Genomic DNA, 13,337 nt, shown 5'->3' on the forward strand with positions numbered 1-13,337 from the left:
CCCCACCGGCCGACTTGGGGTCCTGAAATGCGGTTTCCTGATCTCGCCCGCGAGGCCCGCGACGACCGTTTGCTGCCGCAGAGCGGGGTGTGGTGGCAAATCATTCGCGAAACACCCCGGCGACACCTCTTTTATGGGGCAAAGTGGGGGACTGTGGGGTATGGTGGCTGAAGTGTTTGGGCGAGCCGGGAGCCGGCCTCGACAGGAGGTGAGCAGGTGTTTCTCGGCACCTACACGCCCAAGCTCGACGACAAAGGGCGACTGACGTTGCCCGCCAAATTCCGCGACGCGCTGGCAGGGGGGTTGATGGTCACCAAGAGCCAAGACCACAGCCTCGCCGTCTACCCGCGGGCGGAATTCGAGGAACTGGCCCGCCGGGCCAGCAAGACCTCTCGCAGCAACCCGGAAGCCAGGGCGTTCCTGCGCAACCTGGCCGCCGGCACCGATGAACAGCACCCAGACGCCCAGGGGCGCATCACCTTGTCGGCCGACCATCGTCGTTACGCGAACCTATCCAAGGACTGCGTGGTGATCGGTGCGGTCGACTACCTGGAAATCTGGGATGCCCAGGCCTGGCAGGACTACCAGCAAGAGCACGAAGAGAACTTCTCCGCGGCCAGCGATGAAGCACTCGGCGACATCATCTGAGGCGCATGCCCGTGCATCGTGGCCTCTGCCCGAACCGACCCTGGCGTACTTCCCCAACGCCAGGTTCGTAGCTTCGGACAGGGACCTCGGTGCAGGGGCCTTCCTCAAGGCTGACGTGTTTCTCCAGACCCGGGGAGGTGTTGCGGTGGCGGACAGCGACTTCGGGCATGTGCCCGTGCTACTGGACCGCTGCGTCGAATTGCTCAAACCGGCGCTGACCCGCCACCGGTCCGACGGATCCGGTGCGGTGCTCGTTGATGCCACCCTCGGTGCGGGCGGGCATGCGGAACGATTCTTGACCGAACTTCCGGGCCTGCGGCTGGTCGGGCTCGACCGTGATCCGAGCGCCCTGGACATCGCCGGCTCCCGGCTGGCGCCGTTCGCCGACCGAATCACCTTGGTGCACAAGCGGTATGACGGCATCGTCGAGGCGCTGGCCGAATCCGGTTACGCCGCAACCGAATCGATCGACGGGGTGTTGTTCGACCTGGGTGTCTCGTCGATGCAGCTCGATCGCGCCGAGCGGGGCTTCGCGTATGCACAGGACGCCCCGCTGGACATGCGGATGGACCCGTCGTCGCCGCTGACCGCGGCCGACATCGTCAACACCTACGACGAAGCCGAGCTGGCGAGCATCCTGCACCGCTACGGCGAGGAGCGCTTCGCCCGCCGGATCGCCGCCCATATCGTCCGCCGGCGCGCCCGCGCGCCGTTCACCTCGACCGCCGAGCTGGTCGAGCTGCTGTACCAGGCGATTCCGGCCGCGGCCCGGCGCACCGGCGGGCATCCGGCCAAGCGCACCTTCCAGGCGCTGCGGATCGCGGTCAACGACGAGCTGGACACGCTGAGCCGCGCCATTCCGGCCGCATTGGACGCCCTGGCCGTCGCCGGGCGCATCGTGGTGATGGCCTATCAGTCGCTGGAAGACCGGATCGTCAAGCGCGAGTTCGCCGACGCGGTCGCCTCCCGCACGCCGGTGGATCTCCCGTTCGAGCTGCCCGGCCGCGGCCCGCGATTCCGGTCGCTGACCCGCGGTGCCGAGCGCGCCGACGCCGACGACATCGAACGTAACCCTCGCAGCACCGCCGTGCGACTACGGGCCCTGCAACGGCTGGAACACGAGGGACAACCACAACAGCGGGTGACCAAGAAGGGCGACTCATGAAAGCCAAGGCCAAGCGCGAGACGCCGAAACGCCGCGGCGACCGTCGCGGCGGGCGTGACGTTGCCGCCCGTAAGACCAGGCGCAACGCGGCGGACTCGACGGCGCGGCGCACCCGGCCGGCGCAGGCTACGACGACCGGGCGCGAGGCGCGGGCGTCCAAATCCGGTCCGCAAACCAGCCCCGTTGCCCGGCCGGTCGAGCGGACGTCTCGGGCCAAGAGCGGCGGCCAGGCCAGGGCGCGCGCCAAGGCGCGTAAGGCCAAGGCGCCCAAGGTTATTCGGCCTCGCTTGACCGAGCGGCTGGCGATCCGGCTGTCGTCGATCGACCTGCGGCCGCAGACCCTGCTGGCCAAGGTTCCGTTCGTCGTGCTGATCATCGGTGCGCTCGGCCTCGGGCTGGGGCTCACGCTGTGGCTGTCCACCGATTCCGCCGAACGGTCCTACAAATTGAGCCACGCTCGCGAGCAGACGCGATTGTTGCAGCAGCAGAAGGAGGCGCTGGAACGCGACGTGCGCGAGGCGGAGGCCGCGCCGGCGCTGGCCGAGGCGGCCCGCAAGCAGGGCATGATTCCGACGCGCGACACCGCTCACCTGGTCCAGGATCCGTCCGGAAGCTGGGTGGTGGTCGGCACGCCCAAGCCCGCCGACGGCGTTCCGCCGCCGCCACTGAACACCAAGCTGCCCGACGAAGGCGCGCAGCCGGCCCCCAAGCCGGCGGCGGCGCCGCCGGAGGTTCCGGTGCGCGTGCAACCGGATCCCGGTGCTGTTCTGGTGCCCGGCCGGGCCGGTGGGCCTGAAGCGCTGCTGCGCGCGCCGGATGGCTCGACGACGCTGGGCGGCCAGCATCTGCCGCCGGCCGCACCCCTGGTGCCCGGCGCGCCGGGCGTGCCAGGTGGCCCGGTTACCGGGCAATTCCCGGGTATGCTGCCGACGCCGGGGTTGCCGGCGCAAGGACTGCCGACCCAAGGACTTCCGGCACAGGCGCTGCCGGGTCAAGGGCTGCCCACGCCGGGCCTGCCGATGCCCGGGTTGCCCGCGCCGGGTGGCCCCGCGGCCGCTCCGGTGCCCGCCGAAGTGCCGATACCGGTTGGCGGACTGCCTCTTTCGGTACGGCAGCCCGCGCCGTTGCCCGCGGAGGTCTCGGTGCCGGTGCAGGCTGGTCGGGCTCCGCAAGCCGGTGTCCCGGTGGTGCCCGGACTGCCGGGGCCGCAGGTCGCTGCTCCCGCGTTCGCACCCAGTAATGGCGCGCCGTTCGCGCCGCCCGGCGCTGCGTTACCTGGGCCCGCCCGGTGAGTGCCGGCGACGACGGCCGGACACGGCGGTCGCGACCGACGCGCGGCCCGGGTAAACCGCAGGGAGTCAGGGACGTCCGTCAGCCTAGCCGCACCCGGAAGCCGGAGAAGGCCCAAAAGGGCCGAGATGAGCAGGAATCAAAGGGATTCCGCAAGGCCAAGAAGTCCGACGAGGCCGCGCTCGGCCATTCGGCCCGCCAGCGGCGCACCCGGCAAGTCGTCCCGTCGGGCAACCGCGGCGCGTCGTTTGTCTTCCGGCATCGCGCCGGCAATCTGGTCATCTTGGCGCTGACGGTGGTGGCGGCCGCCCAGCTGTTCGTCCTGCAGGTGACCAACGCGCCGAAACTGCGGGCCCAGGCCGCCGGCCAGCTCAAGGTCACCGACGTCTCAAAAGCCATCCGCGGCAGCATCGTTGACCGCAACAACCAGCAGCTGGCGTTCACCATCGAGTCGCGTGCCCTGACGTTTCAGCCGAAGAAGGTCCGCCAGCAGTTGGAAGAGGCCAAGAAGAAGAACCCGGCCGCCCCCGATCCGCAGGGCCGGCTCCGGGATATCGCCAAAGAGGTTTCCAGCCGGCTCAACAACAAGCCGGACTACGCGACCGTATTGAAGAAGCTGCAAACCGACGACAATTTCGCCTATTTGGCGCGTGCCGTCGACCCGGCCGTCGCCAGCGCGATCTCCGACAAGTACCCCGAGGTCGGCTCCGAGCGCCAAGATCTGCGCCAATATCCGGGCGGCTCGCTGGCGGCCAACATCGTCGGCGGTATCGACTGGGACGGTCATGGCTTGCTCGGACTCGAGGACAGCATGGACTCCGTGTTGTCGGGAACCGACGGCTCGGTCACCTACGACCGCGGCTCGGACGGCGTCGTCATTCCGGGTAGCTACCGCAACCGGCACAAGGCGGTCAACGGTTCGACCGTCCAGCTCACCCTCGACGACGACATCCAGTTCTACGTGCAGCAACAGGTCCAGCAGGCGAAGAATATGTCTGGGGCGCACAATGTTTCGGCCGTCGTGCTGGATGCCAAGACCGGTGACGTGCTGGCGATGGCCAACGACAACACTTTCGACCCGTCGCAGGATATCGGACGTCAGGGCGACCGGCAGCTGGGCAACCTGTCGGTGTCCTCGCCGTTCGAGCCGAGCTCGGTGAACAAGATCGTCACGGCGTCCTCGGTCATCGAGTACGGCCTGAGCAACCCCGACGAGGTGCTTCAGGTCCCGGGCTCCATCAACATGGGTGGTGTCACCATCCACGACGCGTGGGACCACGGTGTGATGCCCTACACCACCACCGGGGTGTTCGGGAAGTCGTCCAATGTCGGAACCCTGATGCTGGCCCAACGCGTTGGGCCGGAACGCTTTTACGACATGGTCCGCAAATTCGGGCTGGGGCAGCGCACCAACGTCGGGCTGCCCGGTGAGAGCGCCGGGCTGGTGCCGCCGATCGACCAGTGGTCGGGCAGCACGTTCTCCAACCTGCCTATCGGTCAAGGTCTTTCGATGACCCTGCTGCAGATGACGGACATGTACCAGACGATCGCGAATGACGGGGTGCGGATACCGCCGCGAATCATCAAGGCCACCATCGCTTCCGATGGAACCCGCACCGAAGAGGCGCGCCCGGAAGGCGTTCGGGTGGTGTCGGCGCAGACCGCGCAGACCGTTCGCCAGATGTTGCGGGCCGTCGTGCAACACGACCCGATGGGATACCAGCAGGGCACCGGCCCGGCGGCCGCGGTGCCCGGCTACCAGATGGCCGGCAAGACCGGCACCGCTCAGCAGATCAACCCGGGCTGCGGCTGCTACTTCGACAACGTCTACTGGATCACCTTTGCCGGGATGGCCACCGTCGACAATCCGCGCTACGTGATCGGAATCATGATGGACAACCCGGAGCGGAACGCGGACGGTACGCCCGGACACTCGGCTGCCCCGCTGTTCCACAACATCGCCGGCTGGCTGATGCAGCGTGAGAACGTCCCGCTGTCGCCCGACCCCGGCCCGCCGTTGACTCTGCAGGCCACCTGAGCGCCACCGGCGGTGCTACCGTCGGACTCGACAGCGTCTAGGGTTCCGGCGTGAAAGCGTGACTGGTCCGAGCGACGCCACCGCAGCTCCCGACGAGGTGCGGTCATCTGAACGGACAAAAGCCTGGAGGATCTGCGGCGGCGCGCCGCGCGTCGTCGAGAAGGTCCGTGATGCTCGCTTTGACCGTCCTGTTTCTCGTCGCGTTGGCTGCCGGTGCCCTCGGCGGTCTGGTGGGCACCGGCTCCTCGCTGGTGCTGTTGCCGATCCTGGTGACGATGTATGGACCACGAATTACGGTGCCCGTCATGGGTATTGCGGCGGTGATGGCCAACGTCGGCCGCGTCGCGGCCTGGTGGCGTCACATTCAATGGCGTCCCGTGCTCGTCTACGCCGTGCCGGGCACTCCCGCGGCCGTGCTGGGTGCGCACACGCTGCTGACCATTTCGCAGACCGTCGTCGACGCTGCGCTGGGCGCCTTCTTCCTGGCCATGGTGCCGTTGCGCCGCATCGTGGCGGCCCGGCAGTGGCGCGTGCGGCTGTGGCAGCTGGCTGTCGCGGGCGCGATCGTGGGCTTTCTCACCGGGCTGATCCTGTCGACCGGGCCGCTCAGTCTTCCGGTGTTCACCGGGTACGGCCTGAGCGGCGGCGCCTTCCTCGGATGCGAAGCGGCCAGCGCACTGGTGCTCTACCTGGGCAAGATGGCCACGTTCGGGCAGATGGGCGCGCTCACCGGGACGGTGGTGGTTCGGGGGCTGGCCATCGGAACGGCTCTGATGGTCGGCCCGTATCTGGTGCGCACGCTCGTGCGCCGGATTCGTTCACACACCTACGCCCGGGTGATCGACGTCGTTCTACTGGTGGCCGCCGCAGGGATGCTCATTGCGGCGTGTCGATGATCGGCCAGGCGATCTCGGTCTGCCATTCGGTGGAGTTGGTGGTGTGGCTGTGATCTCGGTGGTAGTACTTGCGTAGTTGCCAGCCGACGGTGAGTTCGTGCTCGGCGATGTACGAACCCAACTGCGCATAGGCGAGGTCGATGTCGTCGTGGGATCCGTGATGCGTGGTCACCGCCACCTCCGCGGCGGGGACCACCAGCGGTTTGATCCTGCCCAGGTGGCGTGGCGTGGTGACGGGGAGGTAAACGACGGCTTCGCCGGGTTCGTGCTGAAACAGGCATTCGTCGTACAGGCCGCCGGCCGGCCCGGTGACCCGCACGCCGGTCTGGTCGGCTGCGGCGCGTAATTCGTAAAGCGCATCACGCCACCAGTTTTCGATATCCGCTGGGTCGTGGATGTTGGTGGTGATAGCCATCGCCGGATAACTTGATTCGGTCCGCCGACGTACCGGATCGTGGCCGGGCGCGCTGTCGAGCAGGGTACGCAGCGAGTGCACGGCGGCCTGCGTTTTGACGAGCTCGGTCTCGAGCCGATCGATGTGAGCGGCGATCAGGGAGTCGCGCTCGCCGGTGCCGCCCGCGGCGATGACGGCGCGGACATCGGCGACGGGCATACGCAGATCACGAAGCCGGCGAATCAGCTGGGCGGTCGGAAGTTGCTCGAGGGCGTAGTACCGATAACCGGTGTCGGGGTCGACCTCGGCCGGTTCGAGGAGTCCCACCTGGTGGTAGTGCCGGAGCGTCTTGACACTCAGGTGGGTCATCGTGGCGAAGCGTCCGACGCTGACGGTTGCGGTCATGATCGCTCAGTACTGGGGTGTGCGGTTATTCACGATGAACAACGTAGCGATCTTGGCGTCGTGGACCCTGATGTAGTTGGTCATGATCAGCGGGTCGGGCAGCCCCGTCTTGTCGTAGTCGCCGTCGTAGCGGCACCGCACGCACCACATGCCGGCGTTGTCGACCACCTCCACGGGTTCGACCGTGACGTGGGCGCCGGTCAACTCTTTGGTCACGAAAGCCCGGATGCGCTCGGCTCCCCAAAATTCCCGCGAATCGTCATTGACGAGGGCGTTATCGGCGAAGGTTTCCACAATGGCGTCCACGTCGAAGCTGTTGATCGCGGCGATGTGCGAGGCGATCACCGGGTCGAGTGCTGGCTGTGCGGTCATGTTTCCCTCCTGGATCGTTTGTCGACTTCGAATGAGTCACAGCGACAACCGTCTGCCCTCCCCCCAGGGGAGGGTCAAGCCCGCTCGCTCGATCCCGACGCGCGCAAGCCTCGATTGCGCGCGTCGATCTCCTCTTGGCTGGCCGGGACCAGCCGGTCGCCACCGGGCGCCGCGGTCGCCTGGGAGCGGACGGCGTGGGGCCGCTGGTCGTGTTCGTATTGCTCGAGCGCCCTTGTCAGGTCGGCGGGGTTCTCGCGCAGGGCTTGGGCGAGGAACCAAGCACCGGTCAATGCCAGCGCGGTGCCGCGGCCGGAAAGGGGCGAGGCGCAGTGCGCGGCGTCGCCGACCAGGACGACACGGCCATGGCGCCACGTGGGCATATGAATCTGGCTTACCGAATCGAAGTAGAGCTCGGGGTCCGCAACCGCCGCGTCGACCAGCTCCCGGACCCGCCATTCGGTGTGACCGGCGAACGCGTCGTTGAGTATTCGCTTCTATGCCGCGAGGTCGTGATAGTCGTAGTCGATCCACGGCGAGCGAAAGATCAAGACCGCCAACGCTTTATCGTGGTAGGCGGCGATGCCGGCCAGATGCCCCGGGAAGCTGTACATCGGGTTGGTTCGCCCGCTCGCGGAGTAATCCGGCAGGTCTGCGAGTGCGACGTAGAAGCCGAGGTGGTGAAGAAACCGCTGCTCGGGCCCGAAGGTGAGCCGCCGCACCGTCGAGTGCATCCCGTCGGCGCCCACCACCAGGTCGTAGCGATCGACCGCACCCGAGGTGAAGCGGACGTCGACGCCACGATCGCCATCGTCGATCGCGCTGACGGATTCGCGGAACCGCAACTGCACCGAGGGGCCCAGATGGTTGTGCAGGATCTTGGTGAGATCTTCGCGAGGGATCTCGATATCGTCGGAGGAATCACCGATGTCCTCGGGCAATTCGGCCACCACGGTCCCGTCGCGATCGACGAATTGCACCCGTTCGGTCATGTCGATCCGGCGCTCGCGGATCTCGACCAGCACGCCCATCTTGTCGGCGACGGAGATCGAGTCGCCGCGAATGTCGATGGGGGATCCGTTGACCCGCAGATGGTCTGCGCGCTCGACGACGGTGACGTCGTGGCCGTCGGCCCCAAGGTCGATCGCCGCGCTGAGGCCGGCAACTCCGGCGCCGGAAACGAGAATGCGCATCGAACGGATTCCTTCCAGTTTAAGATATGGTCTGTATCCTAGGAAGATAGGTCCGACCGTTAGGAAACGCAATGTCTCTTAAATCACGCGGCGGGCCGCAGCGGCGGCGGGGGCGCGCCCTGGAAGAGGCGCTGCTGGATTCCGCGTGGGAGGAGCTGACCGAGCGAGGTTACGACGCCTTCACCGTCGACGGCGCCGCCGCGCGGGCCGGGACCAGTCGCGCGGTGCTGTACCGGCGTTGGTCCAGCAAGCAGGAGCTGGTGGTCGCCACCTTGGCCTACGTGGCAGGCAAGGACGTGGTGGTAGCCCCCGACACCGGCAGTCTGCGTGGCGACGTCGTCGGGCTGCTGCAACAGGCCAACAAGGTCAGGATCGGGTTGGCGGTGCAGGTTTTCATGCAGCTCGGCAGCCTCTACCGCGAAACCGGTACCAGCCTGGCCGACCTCAGCGCCTTCGTCCGGGGCGGTCGGGACACCGCCATGGAGCAGGCGATCCAGCGCGCCGTCGATCGCGGCGAGATCGATCGCGAACGCGTGACCGAACGCATTGCCCGGCTGCCTGCGGACCTGTGGCGGCACGAGATCTTGACGACGCTGCAACCACTGCACGACGAAGCCATCGAAGAGATCGTCGACACCATCTTTCTGCCGCTGGTGGGCGCGCAGACGCCCGCATCGCCGCCGTGATGTAACCCGCCCGTGCAGCGCGGGAGAACATCGGCGCCGCGGGTGTCTCGGTAGGGTGTTATGGCTGATCATGACGATCGCGCGGTGTCCGGGGAAGGTGGGTGCGGAGTGCAGGTGTCGGATGAGCTGCGCCCCGGCAGGGGCGTGGGCGTGCGACTGCCCGCGCTGGCGGCTCAAGTGTGCGCGGTGTCGGCCGACGGCGGCGCTGTGCCGGACCTGCCGATCACCGGCGTGACGTTGCGGGCTCAGGATGTGCTGCCCGGCGACCTGTTCGCCGGGCTGCCCGGCTCGACCACCCATGGCGCCCGCTATGCCGGGGACGCGATCGGACGTGGCGCCGTCGCGGTGCTCACCGACGCCGCGGGCGTCGGCGAAATGGGCATCTCCGCCGTGCCGACCCTGGTGCACCCCGCGCCGCGCAGCGTGCTCGGCGGGCTGGCGGCCACCGTGTACGGAAACCCGTCCGACCGGATGACGGTCGTCGGCATCACCGGCACCTCCGGCAAGACCACCACCACCTATCTGGTCGAGTCGGGGCTGCGTGCCGGCGGCCACACCGCGGGCCTGATCGGCACCATCGGCATCCGCATCGACGGCGCCGACATCCCCAGCGCGCTGACCACTCCGGAAGCCCCCGCGCTGCAGGCGATGCTGGCCGCGATGGCCGAGCGCGGGGTGGACGCCGTCGTCATGGAGGTCTCCAGCCACGCGCTGACGCTGGGGCGGGTCGATGGAACCCGTTTCGCGGTAGGCGGTTTCACCAACCTGTCCCGCGACCACCTCGACTTTCACCCCACCATGGCCGACTACTTCGACGCCAAAGCGCTGCTGTTCGACCCGGCTTCGCCGTTGCACGCCCGCCGCGCCGTGGTGTGCGTCGACGACGAGGCCGGGCGCGCGATGGCCGGCCGGGCCGCCGACCCGATCACGGTCAGCGCCGAGGGACACGACGCCGATTGGCGCGCGACGGACGTGACACCGATCGGGGCAGGGGGGCAGGAGTTCACCGCCGTGGACCCCGCCGGGGGTCGACACCGGATCGGCATCCGCTTGACGGGTGCTTACAATATTGCGAATTGCCTTGTGGCGCTGGCGATTCTCGATGCCGTCGGGGTATCCCCGGAGCGGGCGTCGGCGGGGCTGCTGAACACCCGGGTGCCGGGGCGGTTGGAAGAAATCGACCGTGGCCAGGATTTCCTGGCCCTCGTCGACTACGCCCACAAGCCGGGCGCGCTGCGCGCGGTGTTGACCACCCTGCTGCGGCCGGGCCGTCGGCTTGCGGTGGTATTCGGCGCCGGTGGCGATCGCGACCCGGGCAAGCGCGCGCCGATGGGCGCCGTCGCCGCCGAGCTGGCCGACTTGGTCGTCGTCACCGACGACAATCCCCGCGGCGAGGACCCCGCGGCGATCCGCAGCGAAATCCTCACCGGCGCAACCGAAGTCGCCGCAAAAGCGGAAGTGGTCGAGATCGGCGACCGGCGCGAGGCGATCCGGCACGCGGTCGGCTGGGCCGGCCCCGGCGACGTGGTGCTGATCGCCGGTAAGGGTCACGAAACCGGGCAGCGCACCGGCGATGTCGTTCGCCCGTTTGACGACCGCGTCGAACTCGCGCAGGCGTTGGAGGACCGCGCATGATCGACCTGACCATCGCGCAGATCGCCGAGATCGTCGGCGGCACCCTCGCCGACATCTCCCCGCAGGACGCCGCCGAACGGCACGTCACCGGCACCGTCGAATTCGACTCCCGGGCCGTCGGTCCCGGCGGGCTGTTCCTGGCCTTGCCGGGTGCGCGCGCCGACGGACACGACCATGCGGCGGCCGCGATCGAGGCGGGTGCGGTGGCGGTGCTGGCCGCGAGGCCGGTCGGCGTCCCCGCCATCGTCGTCGCCCCCGAACCGGGGGACAGCCGCGCCGGGGTGCTCGAGCACGACCCCGACGGCTCGGGCGCGGCGGTGCTGGCAGCGCTGGCCAAACTGGCCAAGGCGGTAGCCGAGGAGCTGGTCGTCGGCGGGCTGACCATCATCGGGATCACCGGCTCGTCGGGGAAGACGTCGACCAAAGACCTGGTCGCCGCGCTGCTCGAACCGCTGGGCGAGGTGGTGGCCCCGCCGGGATCGTTCAACAACGAGCTCGGTCATCCCTGGACGGTGCTGCGCGCGACGCGGCACACCGACTACCTGGTCTTGGAGATGTCGGCGCGCCATCCCGGCAACATCGCCGCGCTGGCGCGCATCGCCCCGCCCTCGATCGGCGTGGTGCTCAACGTGGGCACCGCGCACCTCGGCGAGTTCGGCTCGCGCGAGGCCATCGCACGCACCAAATCCGAACTGCCGCAAGCAGTTCCAGCGTCCGGTGTGGTCATCCTCAATGTCGACGACCCGTCGGTGGCGGCTATGGCGCATCTCAGCTCGGGCTGGGTGGTGCGGGTCAGCCGCTCCAGCGAGACCGACTCGGGACCCAGCGACGTCTGGGCGGAGGGCGTGTCGTTGGACGAATTGGCCAGGCCGCGATTTACCCTGCACGCGATGGACGCGCGAGGCGCTCTCGAAGCCGAGGTACGCCTCGGCGTGTACGGCGAACACCAGGTCAGCAATGCGTTGTGTGCCAGCGCGGTCGCCCTGCAGTGTGGCGCCAGTATCGAGCAGATCGCCGCGGCGCTGGCCGCCGCCGGCCCGGTGTCGCGGCACCGGATGCAGGTGACCAACCGCGCCGACGGGGTCACCGTCATCGACGACGCCTACAACGCCAACCCCGATTCGATGCGGGCCGGACTGCAGGCATTGGCCCAGATCGCCCGCGGCGGACAGAACCAGAGGCGCAGCTGGGCGGTGCTGGGGGAGATGGGCGAGCTCGGCGAGGACGCGATAACCGAGCACGATGCCATCGGTCGGCTGGCGGTGCGCTTAGATGTGTCTCGACTCGTTGTCGTGGGAATGGGGAGGTCGGTAACCGCCATGCACCACGCTGCGGTCCTCGAAGGGGCATGGGGCTCGTGGGGTGACTCTGGAGATAGAGGGGCCGTGCAGGTGGCCGACGGCGACGCCGCCCTCGAGTTGTTGCGGGCCGAGCTGCGACCCGGCGACGTGGTCCTGGTGAAGGCGTCCAACGCTGCCGGACTCGGCGCCCTGGCCGAGGCGCTGGCCGCGGATGACTCGGCGGGCGGGGACCGCCCGTGAGGCAGATCCTGGTCGCCGTCGCGATCGCCCTGACCGTGTCGATTCTGCTCACCCCGGCGCTGATCCGGCTGTTCACCAAGCAGGGTTTCGGCCACCAGATCCGCGAGGACGGCCCGCCCAGCCACCACACCAAACGCGGCACCCCGTCGATGGGCGGTGTCGCGATCGTGGCGGGCATCTGGGCCGGCTACCTGGGCACCCACCTGGCCGGGCTGGCGTTCGACGGCGAGGGCGTCTCCGCGTCGGGTCTGCTGGTGCTGGGTCTGGCCACCATGCTGGGTGGCGTCGGCTTCCTCGACGACCTGATCAAGATTCGCAGGTCGCGCAACCTGGGGCTGAACAAGACGGCCAAGACCGTCGGGCAGATCCTGGCAGCGGTGCTGTTCGGGGTGCTGGTCTTGCAGTTCCACAACGGCAACAACTTGACGCCGGCCAGCGCGGATTTGTCCTATGTGCGCGAAATCGCCACCGTCACACTGGCTCCCGGGCTGTTCGTGCTGTTCTGCGTGCTCGTCGTCAGCTCCTGGTCCAACGCGGTCAACTTCACCGACGGCCTCGACGGGCTGGCCGCGGGCTGCATGGCGATGGTCACGGGTGCCTACGTGTTGATCACCTTCTGGCAGTACCGCAACGCGTGCGCCACCGCGCCGGGCCTGGGCTGCTACAACGTGCGCGACCCGCTGGACCTGGCCCTGGTCGCCGCCGCGACCGCGGGCGCGTGCATCGGCTTTCTGTGGTGGAACGCCGCACCCGCCAAGATCTTCATGGGCGACACCGGCTCGCTGGCGCTGGGCGGCATCATCGCGGGACTGTCCGTGACCAGCCGCACCGAGCTACTCGCGGTGGTGCTGGGCTCGCTGTTCGTCGCCGAGGTCGTCTCGGTGGTGCTGCAGATCCTGGCCTTCCGGACCACCGGGCGCCGGGTGTTCCGGATGGCGCCCTTCCATCACCATTTCGAGTTGAGCGGCTGGGCCGAAACGACAGTGATCATCCGCTTCTGGCTGCTCACCGCGATCGCCTGCGGTCTGGGTGTGGCCCTGTTCTACGGTGAATGGCTCGCCACGGTCGGCGCGTGAC

Annotated in this window: 13 protein-coding genes; 9 read left to right on the forward strand and 4 right to left on the reverse strand. The window is 68.4% G+C overall.

Going from position 1 to position 13,337, the window contains the following annotated elements; translation table 11 throughout:
* The first annotated feature begins 216 nt into the window (after positions 1 to 216).
* From mraZ to G6N54_RS01150, 5 genes are all read left to right on the forward strand, one after another.
* On the forward strand, positions 217 to 648 hold the full coding sequence (gene mraZ, locus G6N54_RS01130) for a division/cell wall cluster transcriptional repressor MraZ (RefSeq protein WP_163788186.1): 432 nt from the start codon (positions 217 to 219) through the stop codon (positions 646 to 648).
* Positions 623 to 1,813: a 16S rRNA (cytosine(1402)-N(4))-methyltransferase RsmH gene (gene rsmH, locus G6N54_RS01135; protein WP_163788188.1), complete on the forward strand. Its 1,191-nt coding sequence runs from the start codon at positions 623 to 625 to the stop codon at positions 1,811 to 1,813. Before mraZ ends, rsmH begins: the two co-directional genes overlap by 26 nt.
* On the forward strand, positions 1,810 to 3,105 hold the full coding sequence (locus tag G6N54_RS01140) for a hypothetical protein (RefSeq protein ID WP_163788189.1): 1,296 nt from the start codon (positions 1,810 to 1,812) through the stop codon (positions 3,103 to 3,105). The genes rsmH and G6N54_RS01140 overlap by 4 nt, the downstream gene beginning before the upstream one ends.
* A complete protein-coding gene (locus G6N54_RS01145; protein WP_163788190.1) occupies positions 3,102 to 5,141 on the forward strand; it encodes a peptidoglycan D,D-transpeptidase FtsI family protein in 2,040 nt (679 codons plus the stop codon). Before G6N54_RS01140 ends, G6N54_RS01145 begins: the two co-directional genes overlap by 4 nt.
* Before the next feature lie 170 nt (positions 5,142 to 5,311).
* On the forward strand, positions 5,312 to 6,037 hold the full coding sequence (locus G6N54_RS01150) for a sulfite exporter TauE/SafE family protein (RefSeq protein WP_163788192.1): 726 nt from the start codon (positions 5,312 to 5,314) through the stop codon (positions 6,035 to 6,037).
* Here the strand turns inward: G6N54_RS01150 and G6N54_RS01155 are convergent.
* The 4 genes from G6N54_RS01155 to G6N54_RS30065 form a co-directional block, all read right to left on the reverse strand.
* The gene (locus G6N54_RS01155; protein ID WP_163788194.1) at positions 6,018 to 6,836 is read right to left on the reverse strand and encodes a MerR family transcriptional regulator; all 819 of its coding nucleotides are present in this window, start codon (positions 6,834 to 6,836) and stop codon (positions 6,018 to 6,020) included. The two genes, G6N54_RS01150 and G6N54_RS01155, sit on opposite strands and share 20 nt — an antisense overlap.
* Before the next feature lie 6 nt (positions 6,837 to 6,842).
* Positions 6,843 to 7,208 (reverse strand): nuclear transport factor 2 family protein, encoded by a 366-nt coding sequence (locus G6N54_RS01160; protein ID WP_163788196.1) that lies wholly within the window; start codon positions 7,206 to 7,208, stop codon positions 6,843 to 6,845.
* A gap of 74 nt (positions 7,209 to 7,282) precedes the next feature.
* A complete protein-coding gene (locus tag G6N54_RS30060) occupies positions 7,283 to 7,588 on the reverse strand; it encodes an FAD-dependent monooxygenase (protein ID WP_232073201.1) in 306 nt (101 codons plus the stop codon).
* A 114-nt stretch (positions 7,589 to 7,702) separates the two neighbouring features.
* Positions 7,703 to 8,398 (reverse strand): FAD-dependent monooxygenase, encoded by a 696-nt coding sequence (locus G6N54_RS30065; RefSeq protein WP_232073203.1) that lies wholly within the window; start codon positions 8,396 to 8,398, stop codon positions 7,703 to 7,705.
* A gap of 71 nt (positions 8,399 to 8,469) precedes the next feature.
* Here G6N54_RS30065 and G6N54_RS01170 point away from each other — a divergent pair, with 71 nt between their 5' ends.
* The 4 genes from G6N54_RS01170 to mraY are packed head-to-tail and all read left to right on the forward strand — an operon-like array spanning position 8,470 to position 13,336.
* Positions 8,470 to 9,084 carry a TetR/AcrR family transcriptional regulator gene (locus G6N54_RS01170; RefSeq protein ID WP_179969142.1) on the forward strand — a complete coding sequence of 205 codons (615 nt, stop codon included), beginning with the start codon at positions 8,470 to 8,472 and terminating at the stop codon, positions 9,082 to 9,084.
* A gap of 60 nt (positions 9,085 to 9,144) precedes the next feature.
* Positions 9,145 to 10,719, forward strand: a complete 1,575-nt coding sequence (locus G6N54_RS01175; RefSeq protein WP_163788198.1) for a UDP-N-acetylmuramoyl-L-alanyl-D-glutamate--2,6-diaminopimelate ligase — start codon at positions 9,145 to 9,147, stop codon at positions 10,717 to 10,719.
* Positions 10,716 to 12,260 (forward strand): UDP-N-acetylmuramoyl-tripeptide--D-alanyl-D-alanine ligase, encoded by a 1,545-nt coding sequence (locus G6N54_RS01180; protein WP_163788200.1) that lies wholly within the window; start codon positions 10,716 to 10,718, stop codon positions 12,258 to 12,260. The genes G6N54_RS01175 and G6N54_RS01180 overlap by 4 nt, the downstream gene beginning before the upstream one ends.
* Entirely contained in the window at positions 12,257 to 13,336 is a 1,080-nt protein-coding gene (mraY, locus tag G6N54_RS01185) for a phospho-N-acetylmuramoyl-pentapeptide-transferase (protein ID WP_163788202.1), read from the forward strand. The genes G6N54_RS01180 and mraY overlap by 4 nt, the downstream gene beginning before the upstream one ends.
* The last annotated feature ends 1 nt before the right edge of the window (position 13,337 follow it).

The organism is Mycobacterium stomatepiae, from assembly GCF_010731715.1.
Classification (GTDB): Bacteria; Actinomycetota; Actinomycetes; order Mycobacteriales; family Mycobacteriaceae; genus Mycobacterium; species Mycobacterium stomatepiae.

What these genes read in the sequence shown, in the direction of transcription:
- G6N54_RS30065 (WP_232073203.1), bottom strand. Translation starts at nt 8,398, where the DNA reads ATGCGCATTCTCGTTTCCGGCGCCGGAGTTGCCGGCCTCAGCGCGGCG.
- G6N54_RS30060 (WP_232073201.1), bottom strand. Translation starts at nt 7,588, where the DNA reads ATGCCCACGTGGCGCCATGGCCGTGTCGTCCTGGTCGGCGACGCCGCG.
- G6N54_RS01155 (WP_163788194.1), bottom strand. Translation starts at nt 6,836, where the DNA reads ATGACCGCAACCGTCAGCGTCGGACGCTTCGCCACGATGACCCACCTG.
- G6N54_RS01160 (WP_163788196.1), bottom strand. Translation starts at nt 7,208, where the DNA reads ATGACCGCACAGCCAGCACTCGACCCGGTGATCGCCTCGCACATCGCC.
- G6N54_RS01180 (WP_163788200.1), top strand. Translation starts at nt 10,716, where the DNA reads ATGATCGACCTGACCATCGCGCAGATCGCCGAGATCGTCGGCGGCACC.
- G6N54_RS01170 (WP_179969142.1), top strand. Translation starts at nt 8,470, where the DNA reads ATGTCTCTTAAATCACGCGGCGGGCCGCAGCGGCGGCGGGGGCGCGCC.
- G6N54_RS01150 (WP_163788192.1), top strand. Translation starts at nt 5,312, where the DNA reads ATGCTCGCTTTGACCGTCCTGTTTCTCGTCGCGTTGGCTGCCGGTGCC.
- G6N54_RS01140 (WP_163788189.1), top strand. Translation starts at nt 1,810, where the DNA reads ATGAAAGCCAAGGCCAAGCGCGAGACGCCGAAACGCCGCGGCGACCGT.
- rsmH (WP_163788188.1), top strand. Translation starts at nt 623, where the DNA reads ATGAAGCACTCGGCGACATCATCTGAGGCGCATGCCCGTGCATCGTGG.
- G6N54_RS01175 (WP_163788198.1), top strand. Translation starts at nt 9,145, where the DNA reads ATGGCTGATCATGACGATCGCGCGGTGTCCGGGGAAGGTGGGTGCGGA.